We start from the raw sequence: 4,339 nt of genomic DNA on the forward strand, positions 1-4,339 counted from the left end.
TAGCCGCTTTAGGACTCCCCGTCAAGGGGTCGCTTCCGCCGCTTTGCTCGCCTCCCCGCCCCGCCGCCCTCCGTCCGCTGGAGAGCCTTCCAGAATAACCTCCTCTCCCCTCCCCGTCAACCCCTCACGCTGCCACCGTCCTGCCTCTGGCTCGCGAGGGGTACATATGATAATCGGCTCCAGTCCGGTCGTCAAGGGGTTCGTGCACAGTCCGATTCTTGCGCGTCCGGCCGTGCGTCGCAGGCGCCGGACGGGTAGTTTCCGGCCCCACGGAGGGGCCTCCGCGGGCCCTGCGCGGAGGTGCGCGACGCAGCCCTATATAGAACTGTGAGGACGAGTGGCGGATCGGGCCGGAGGCGGGAGGGAGCGGGAGCTGCCGGTGGTGGTGGTCGGCGCGGGCGCGGCGGGGATCCTGGCGGCGGCGTTCGCGGCCGCGGCGGGCGCGCGCGTCCTGCTGCTTGAGCGCACCCGCGACGGGGGACGCAAGATCCTCATCAGCGGCGGCGGGCGGTGCAACGTTCTCCCCTCGGAGGTGGACCCGGCCCGTTACGTGACCGACTCCTCGCCCAACACGCTCCGCAAGATGCTCCTCTCCTGGCCCCTGGCCGACCAGCGCCGGTTCTTCCAGGAAGAAATGGGCCTGCGCCTGGTGCTGGAGCCGGAGACGGGGAAGCTGTTCCCGGAGTCGAACCGGGCGCGCGACGTCCGCGACGGCCTCATCGCCTTCGCGCGGCGGAGCGGCGCGGAGGTCGTGTTCGACACGGCGGTGGTGGGGCTGCGCCCGCCCACGGGCGGGGAGCCGTGGCGGGTGCTCCGGGAAGGGGGCGAGCCGATCGCGGCGGCGGCCGTGGTGATCGCCACCGGGGGGGTTTCCGTGCCCGCGACCGGGAGCGACGGGACCGGGCTCCGGATCCTCCGGCAGCTCGGACACACGCTGCACGAGACCTACCCGGCGCTCACCCCCCTCACGGCGGACCCGCCGCCGCACGCGGGGCTGGCGGGCGTCTCCGCCACGGTGCGGATCGAGGCGCCGCTGGCGAAGGGGCGCTTCGAGACCTCCGGGGGTTTCCTCTTCACGCACCGCGGGTACAGCGGTCCGGCCATCCTGAACGTCTCCCACCTGGCGGTACGCTCCCGGATGGCCGGGGGGCCGCGGCAGCCCGTTCGGGTGCAGTGGACGGAGCTGGACGGCGCGGCGTGGGAGCGGGCGCTCGTGGAGCGCTCCGCGGGGACGGTGCTCTCCCTCGTTCGCCGCCACCTCCCCACTCGGCTGGCGGACACGCTGGTGACCGAGGCGGGAGTGGACGCTGGGCGCACTCTAGCCCAGCTCCGGCGGGACGAGCGCGCGAGGCTGGTGGAGCTGCTCGCACGCTACCCGCTCCCCTGGACGGGGGACGAAGGATACAAGAAGGCCGAGGTCACGGGGGGCGGCGTCCCCCTTTCGGAGGTGGACCCGCGCACGCTGGAGAGCCGGGTGGTGCCGGGGCTCTTCCTCTGTGGTGAGGTGCTGGACGCCTTCGGGCCCATCGGCGGCTTCAACTTCCTCTGGGCGTGGTCCACCGGCCGGCTGGCCGGGAGGGGCGCGGCCCGGCTGGCGAACGGAGACGGAGAGGGCGGATGACGGACGACGAGATGGACGGACTGCTCGAGGGATTCCCGGTGGTGGTCGACATCCCCGTGCACTGGGGGGAGATGGACTACTTCCGCCACGTGAACAACACGGTGTTCTTCCGCTACTTCGAGAGCGCGCGGATCGCCTACCTGGACCGGATCGGCTTCCGGGCGGAGCGGGCGGAGGCCGGGATGGGGCCGATTCTGGCCTCGACGCACGCGCGCTTCCGGCGGCCGCTGACCTACCCGGACACGGTGCGGGTGGGGGCGCGGACCACGGAGGTGGGGGAGGACCGCTTCACCATGGAGTACCGCCTGGTGAGCACCGAGCAGCGCGCCGTGGCAGCCGAGGGGGGCGGCGTGCTGGTGTCGTTCGACTACGCCGCCGGGCGGAAGGCGCCCCTCCCGGAGGGGGTGCGCACGGCGATCAGGCGGCTGGAGGCGACGCGCCCCCCGGGGGCAGCGTCGCTCGACTCCTGACGCCGCTCCGGGCACGCCGGTTGCGTTCACTTCACATCTAAAGAATTCCAAAGGGGCGCCTTCCATGAAGGAACGAGAGGAGCGGGACGTCCCGCTGCCCACGCGCTTCTGGGTAGCGCTCGCGCGGAGCTACCGGGTCGTGTTCCGGCGGCACGCGCGCGCGCTCGCCCCGCTGGGGATCACCGTCTCGCAGTTCGACCTGCTGGCGACGCTCCACCGCGGCCCGGACGAGGGGCTGCGCATGGGGGAGCTCAGCACCCGGCTGCTGGTGACGGAGGGCAACGTCACCGGGCTGGTGGACCGGCTGGAGGCGGGTGGGATGGTGGAGCGCCGGGCCGACCCCGCCGACCGGCGGGCCCACCGGGTGCGCCTGACGCTGCAGGGGCGCCTCCTGGCGGAGCAGGCGGTGCCGGTGGTGGAGGCGGAGCTGGAGCGCGCCTTCGCCGGGCTGGATGCCGAAGAGATGCGGAAAGCACAGCACCTGCTGCGGCGCGCCCGGCGCGCGGCGGCGGACCCGGAGAGATAGCGCTCCCCCGGGGGAGCACGGCGGGAGCGCCTGCCGCAATTCATCACGTCTGGATGGAGAGGACGATGGCTACCAACGTACTTGTGATCTTTTACAGCAGCTACGGCCACACGTGGCGGATGGCACAGTCCGTGGAGGAGGGGGCACGCAGCGTGGAGGGGACGGAGGTCCGCGTGCGCAGGATCCCCGAGCTGGAGGAGGCCCGGAGGGCCATGTCCGGACAGGATTTCTACGTGCAGATGCAGCAGCAGATGGAGAGCATTCCCGAGGCGACGCACGACGACCTGCGCTGGGCCCACGGGATCGCCTGGGGGATCCCCACCCGCTACGGGAACATGCCGGCCCAGGTGAAGCAGTTCCTCGACACCACCGGCGCCCTGTGGATGCAGGGCGAGCTGGAGGACAAGGCCGCGGGGATCTTCGTCAGCACCGCCACGGTGCACGGCGGGCAGGAGTCCACCGTCCTGACCAGCCTGGTCCCGCTGCTCCACCTGGGGATGATCTTCGTGGGCACCCCCTACGGCCAGAATCCGCAGATCCTGACCACCGAGGGAATCGGGGGCTCCCCCTACGGCCCGGGCACCATGGCCGGGGGCGACGGGTCGCGGCAGCCGGTGGAGGACGAGCTGACCACCGCGCGCAACCTGGGGAGCCGGATCGCGCGGGTGGCCTCCCGCGTCAAGGGCCTCCGCCCGGAGGCTCCGCACGGGGAGCAGGAGAACAGCCAGCAGTACGAGGGACAGTAGGATCCCCGGCGGAAGCACGGAGGGGAGGTCGCCGAAGCGCCCTCCCCCTTTTTCTTCCACCTGCCGACGGGGCTCTGCCCGCCGCGGGCTCTACGCGGGGAGCTCCGGCATCTCCCCGGGCTGCGAGGGGATCTCGATTGCGACCAGCCCCGACGCTCTCCGGTCCGGCCCCTCGTACGTCCGCGTCTCCGCCCCACCCGTGGGAGCGAGGATCTGCGCGATGGTGAAGGGGGTGCCGCGGTTCGCGCGGGCGTCGTCGGACGCGGGAACGGCGGGCTGCGGACGGACGATCCGACCGAGGATCTGCTGGCTGCGCGGGTCCATGGGAACCTCCGGGGAGTGGGAGACGGGTGGTACAGCGAGGCGGGAGGGGCCTCCTGCACCACCCGGCGGAGGCCCACGGCTGGATGGTGGAAGCTAATGGCCCGGAGCCGCCGGGGACAACCCTCCTGGTCCGGTGCTGCCCGGATGCGGCGGGATGGCTCGGCCGGAGAGGAGCCGCGTGGGGAATTCCCCCACAGCGGCGTCGCATCGGCCCCGTTGTCCAAATCGTTCTCCCGCGGTATCTTGAACGGGTCCGGAGCGCACCCTGGCGGGCGGCGCGCTCCACGTGGTCCGAAGCAGACGTTGTCCCGCGGGCAGCCCGGCGAATCCGCGCCCCGGTCACATCCGACTTTCGACGTAAGGAGGCATCATGCCATTCGGTCTCGGAATGACGGAGACGCTCCTCATCTTCGCCGTGCTCCTGCTCTTCTTTGGCGCCAAGCGCCTCCCGGAGCTGGCGGGCGGCCTCGGGAAGGGGATCCGCGACTTCAAGCGCTCCCTGAACGGGCTGGACGACCCCTCGCTCCAGGCGAGCCAGATCCCGCCGGCCCAGCCGGCGCCGCAGGTGCAGGCCGTCTCGACGCCTGCCGAGGAGCCCAGGGCTTCCTGATCGACGCGGAATCAGAATGACGAAGGGCCCGCGGCCGGATGG

At 72.2% G+C, this 4,339-nt stretch carries 6 protein-coding genes; 5 read left to right on the forward strand and 1 reads right to left on the reverse strand.

Going from position 1 to position 4,339, the window contains the following annotated elements; genetic code table 11:
• Positions 1 to 337 precede the first annotated feature (337 nt).
• The 4 genes from VGR37_21645 to wrbA all read left to right on the forward strand — a co-directional run bounded on the left by VGR37_21645 (position 338) and on the right by wrbA (position 3,363).
• Entirely contained in the window at positions 338 to 1,621 is a 1,284-nt protein-coding gene (locus tag VGR37_21645) for an aminoacetone oxidase family FAD-binding enzyme (protein HEV2150016.1), read from the forward strand.
• Positions 1,618 to 2,091, forward strand: coding sequence for a thioesterase family protein (locus VGR37_21650; protein HEV2150017.1), 474 nt, complete (start codon positions 1,618 to 1,620; stop codon positions 2,089 to 2,091). The genes VGR37_21645 and VGR37_21650 overlap by 4 nt, the downstream gene beginning before the upstream one ends.
• A 64-nt stretch (positions 2,092 to 2,155) precedes the next feature.
• Positions 2,156 to 2,617, forward strand: a complete 462-nt coding sequence (locus VGR37_21655; protein HEV2150018.1) for a MarR family transcriptional regulator — start codon at positions 2,156 to 2,158, stop codon at positions 2,615 to 2,617.
• Between the two features lie 65 nt (positions 2,618 to 2,682).
• Positions 2,683 to 3,363 (forward strand): NAD(P)H:quinone oxidoreductase, encoded by a 681-nt coding sequence (gene wrbA, locus VGR37_21660; protein ID HEV2150019.1) that lies wholly within the window; start codon positions 2,683 to 2,685, stop codon positions 3,361 to 3,363.
• Between the two features lie 90 nt (positions 3,364 to 3,453).
• Here the strand turns inward: wrbA and VGR37_21665 are convergent, their stop codons facing one another.
• Positions 3,454 to 3,687 carry a hypothetical protein gene (locus VGR37_21665; protein ID HEV2150020.1) on the reverse strand — a complete coding sequence of 78 codons (234 nt, stop codon included), beginning with the start codon at positions 3,685 to 3,687 and terminating at the stop codon, positions 3,454 to 3,456.
• A 370-nt stretch (positions 3,688 to 4,057) separates the two neighbouring features.
• Here VGR37_21665 and VGR37_21670 point away from each other — a divergent pair, with 370 nt between their 5' ends.
• Entirely contained in the window at positions 4,058 to 4,297 is a 240-nt protein-coding gene (locus VGR37_21670) for a twin-arginine translocase TatA/TatE family subunit (GenBank protein ID HEV2150021.1), read from the forward strand.
• Positions 4,298 to 4,339: the final 42 nt, after the last annotated feature.

The organism is Longimicrobiaceae bacterium, assembly GCA_035936415.1.
Classification (GTDB): Bacteria; Gemmatimonadota; Gemmatimonadetes; order Longimicrobiales; family Longimicrobiaceae; genus JAFAYN01.

Coding starts and splice junctions, on each gene's coding strand:
- VGR37_21650 (HEV2150017.1), top strand. CDS start 1,618: ATGACGGACGACGAGATGGACGGACTGCTCGAGGGATTCCCGGTGGTG.
- VGR37_21655 (HEV2150018.1), top strand. CDS start 2,156: ATGAAGGAACGAGAGGAGCGGGACGTCCCGCTGCCCACGCGCTTCTGG.
- wrbA (HEV2150019.1), top strand. CDS start 2,683: ATGGCTACCAACGTACTTGTGATCTTTTACAGCAGCTACGGCCACACG.
- VGR37_21665 (HEV2150020.1), bottom strand. CDS start 3,687: ATGGACCCGCGCAGCCAGCAGATCCTCGGTCGGATCGTCCGTCCGCAG.
- VGR37_21670 (HEV2150021.1), top strand. CDS start 4,058: ATGCCATTCGGTCTCGGAATGACGGAGACGCTCCTCATCTTCGCCGTG.